This window comes from Castellaniella sp., from assembly GCF_034007085.1.
GTDB lineage: Bacteria > Pseudomonadota > Gammaproteobacteria > Burkholderiales > Burkholderiaceae_B > Castellaniella.
On the sequence record NZ_JAVERO010000208.1, the window covers coordinates 1 to 2778 of the forward strand.

The window sequence follows — 2778 nt, forward strand, 5'->3', positions numbered from 1 at the left end:
GGCCTTCTGGCTGATGGTCAGCACGTAGCCGGACAGTTTTTCGCCGACCGCCTGGGCCGCAGCCAGCTTTTCGGCTTGTTGCTTTTCCAGTTCGGCGCGGCGGGCCTCGAATTCCTTCAGGGCGGCATCGGTCGCGCGGCGGGCGATTTTCTGGGGGATCAGGTAATTGCGGGCGTAGCCATCGCGCACGCGGACCACATCACCCAGGTTGCCGAGATTGACGACTTTTTCAAGCAGAATGACTTGCATGACGGGAGACCTCGGATCAGTTGTGGTTGTCGGTGTACGGCAACAGGGCCAGGAAACGCGCGCGCTTGATCGCGGTATCCAGCTGGCGCTGGTAGTGCGCCTTGGTGCCGGTCAGGCGGGCCGGGATGATCTTGCCGTTTTCCTGGATGAAATCGCGCAGGGTGTCCAGATCCTTGTAGTCGATCTCTTCGACCTTGGCGACGGTGAAGCGGCAGAACTTGCGACGCTTGAACAGCGGATTCTGTTGCCCGAACTTGCGCTTTTCCTTGGATTTCTTGAAGTAAGCCATTTGGATTGCCTTTTTCTGTGGCCAGGCACCTGCCTGGCATGTTCATTCAGTGTGTCTGCGCGACCCGCTGGATGTGGAACACCAGCCGATCCGATCCCTGCCGCAGCGGCGCCAGGAACCCGACGGCCTGGATCAGCGCGCCGATCGGCGCCTGGGCCAGTTCCCGAGCCACATCCCCCAAAGCCACCGCCTGCAATTCCATGCGGATGAGACGGGGGGATCCGGCTTCCAGGACCTCGGATTCGTGTGCCATCCGGAGCCGCAGCACCGGCGTGCCTGCCGGCGTGTGGCGCAGCGGTTCGGCCTCGGCCACACGCGCTGCGATTTCGACCCGGTTCACGGAACGCGCAGACCCCGGATCAGGAATTCGTGGATTCGGCAGCGGTCGCCTTGCGGGCTTCCTCGCGCTCGACCGATTTCATCATGATCGACGGTTCGGTGTGGGCGTGCTTGGTCTTGACGAACAGGTGGCGCAGAATCGCGTCGTTGTAGCGGAACGAGTGTTCGAGTTCATCCAGCGCAGCCTGGCCGCATTCGATGTTGAAGCACACGTAGTGGGCCTTGACGAGTTTCTGGATCGGGTAGGCCAGCTGGCGGCGGCCCCAGTCCTCGACGCGGTGGATCTGGCCGCCGTGACCGGTGACCATGGCCTGGTAGCGCTCGATCATGGCGGGCACCTGCTCGCTCTGATCGGGATGCACGATGAACACTACTTCGTAGTGGCGCATGTAAGACTCCTTGTGGATATCTGTGATGTTGACAGACAGCCCGCCGGCACGATGTGGTTTCCGCTACGGAAACCACGGGCGCGCAAAAAACGCGCCACAAGCACGGTCGAGCAAGTAACCCGGTATTCTAGCACAGCAAGCGGATTGTCTGAAAGACCCGGAACGATCCCCCGCCTGCGGCAGGCGCAGCCCAGGCCCGGCAAGGCCTGTCCACCCGCCCCACGACTTGACCCAGAACAAGCGCCCGCCAAATAGCACATCCGTGATACCCATTATCATCAATGTCATTCTGGCTATATAGTAAAGTCTACAGCGATCAAATTTGCCTACCCCCAGATCCACCACGACCGTAATGATCGCAAACCCTTCGATGCCGATCAAAGGAGTCCCCATGTCCCGCACTGCCACCCACCTGCCCACAGGCCCATTCAAGCGCACAGAGCTTGGCCTGATCATTTCGCTCCTGTTCTCGCCCCTGGCGGCATGGGCAGCTCCCCACGGGGGTGTCGTCACCAGCGGTTCGGCCATCATCGAACAGGCGGGCAGCGTCACCAACATCAACCAGTCCACCCAGAAAGCCGCCATCAACTGGCAAGGCTTCGGCATCCAGGCGGGCGAAACCGTCAATTTCAACCAGCCCAATGCGTCGGCCATCACCCTGAACCGCGTGATCGGCAACGAACGCAGCGTCATCAACGGCGCACTGAACGCCAACGGCCAGGTCTTTCTGATCAACTCGGCCGGGGTGCTGTTCGGCAAGGGCAGCAGCGTCAACGTCGGCGGACTGGTCGCCAGCACCCGCGACATCAGCGACGCCGACTTCAACGCCGGCCATTTCGTCTTCAAGGGCGACGGCAACGGTTCGGTCATCAATATGGGCACGATCACAGCCAAGGACGGCGGCTACGTCGCCCTGCTGGGCAACAGCGTTTCCAACCAAGGGGTGATCGCAGCGACCAAGGGCACGGTGGCGATGAGCGCCGGCAACCGGATCACGCTCAACTTCAACGGCGATTCACTGCTCAACGTGACCCTCGACGAAGGTACGCTCGCCGCCCTGGTCGAAAACAAGCAGGCCATCCACGCCGACGGCGGCACCGTGCTGCTCACCGCCAAGGCGGCGGACGAACTGCTGGGCGCCCAGGTCAACAACAGCGGCATCGTCCGGGCGCGCACCCTCGACGACCTGACGGGAAAAATCGAACTGTACGCCCACGGCGGCACGGCCCGGGTGGACGGCACGCTGGACGCCAGCGCCCCGGCCGCGGGCGACGGCGGCTTCATCGAAACCAGCGGCGATCGGGTCAAAATCGCCGACAGCGCGCAAATCCTGACGAAATCGGCCTCCGGCAAGAACGGGAAGTGGCTGGTCGATCCGACCGACTTCACCATCGCCGCCAGCGGCGGCGACACGAGCGGCGCCTTCCTGAGCAACTACCTGAACACGCAGGGCGACTACGAGGTCCAGTCGTCGGCGGGCAGCAAGAGCGGCAGCGGCGACATCCATGTGAA

At 62.6% G+C, this 2778-nt stretch carries 5 protein-coding genes; 1 reads left to right on the forward strand and 4 read right to left on the reverse strand.

Annotated features, from left to right (window positions below):
- From rplI to rpsF, 4 genes are all read right to left on the reverse strand, one after another.
- On the reverse strand, nucleotides 1-249 hold a 249-nt coding region (gene rplI / locus RBR29_RS11770), incomplete at its 3' end, for a 50S ribosomal protein L9 (RefSeq protein WP_320349489.1).
- A 16-nt stretch (nucleotides 250-265) separates the two neighbouring features.
- Nucleotides 266-538, reverse strand: coding sequence for a 30S ribosomal protein S18 (rpsR, locus tag RBR29_RS11775; protein ID WP_066456389.1), 273 nt, complete (start codon nucleotides 536-538; stop codon nucleotides 266-268).
- A 46-nt stretch (nucleotides 539-584) separates the two neighbouring features.
- Nucleotides 585-878: a primosomal replication protein N gene (gene priB / locus RBR29_RS11780; RefSeq protein ID WP_320349491.1), complete on the reverse strand. Its 294-nt coding sequence runs from the start codon at nucleotides 876-878 to the stop codon at nucleotides 585-587.
- A gap of 19 nt (nucleotides 879-897) precedes the next feature.
- Nucleotides 898-1266, reverse strand: a complete 369-nt coding sequence (gene rpsF / locus RBR29_RS11785; protein ID WP_320349492.1) for a 30S ribosomal protein S6 — start codon at nucleotides 1264-1266, stop codon at nucleotides 898-900.
- 391 nt (nucleotides 1267-1657) lie between these two features.
- Here rpsF and RBR29_RS11790 point away from each other — a divergent pair.
- Nucleotides 1658-2778, forward strand: a 1121-nt coding sequence (locus tag RBR29_RS11790; RefSeq protein WP_320349493.1) for a filamentous hemagglutinin N-terminal domain-containing protein, incomplete at its 3' end; no start/stop codon positions are given.